This window comes from Dactylosporangium sucinum (assembly GCF_014647515.1).
Taxonomy (GTDB): domain Bacteria; phylum Actinomycetota; class Actinomycetes; order Mycobacteriales; family Micromonosporaceae; genus Dactylosporangium; species Dactylosporangium sucinum.
Genome location: NZ_BMPI01000214.1, coordinates 1 through 580, shown reverse-complemented (window position 1 = coordinate 580; position 580 = coordinate 1). Strand labels below are relative to the sequence as shown.

Annotated in this window: 1 protein-coding gene; it reads right to left on the bottom strand. The window is 71.2% G+C overall.

All coding sequences use genetic code 11. From position 1 onward, the window contains the following. Window positions 1-580, bottom strand: a 580-nt coding sequence (locus IEZ31_RS55905) for a ketoacyl-synthetase C-terminal extension domain-containing protein (protein WP_190258309.1), incomplete at both ends; no start/stop codon positions are given.

Below are 580 nucleotides of genomic sequence, written 5' to 3'. Positions count from 1 at the left end.
GCATCGCCAACGCCACCGCCGCGTCGCGGGGGTCGGGGCAGGTCCGTTCGGCCCAATCGGCCAGCCGCGCCGCCTGCGCCCGCAAAGCCCGCTCCGACTTCCCCGACACAATCCACGCCGTCGGGCCCTCGTGGGCTTCGGAGGCCGGGGTGGGGTCGCCTTCCTCAATGATGACGTGCGCGTTGGTACCGCTGATCCCGAACGACGACACCGCGGAGCGACGCGGGCGTTCGGCGTGGCTCGGCCACGGCCGGGCCTCGGTCAGCAGCTCGACGGCACCGGCCGCCCAGTCGACCTCGGGCGTCGGCTCATCGACATGCAGCGTCGCCGGCATGGTTCCGTGCCGCATCCCCAGGACCATCTTGATGACCCCGGCGACACCGGCCGCGGCCTGCGTGTGGCCGATGTTGGACTTCACCGACCCGAGCCACAGCGGTTCGCTTCGATCCTGCCCGTAGGTCGCGATGAGCGCCTGCGCCTCGATCGGGTCGCCCAGCCGGGTGCCGGTACCGTGACCCTCGACAACGTCCACATCGGACGGCGACAGACCCGCATTGGCCAAAGCCTGCAGAATCACCCG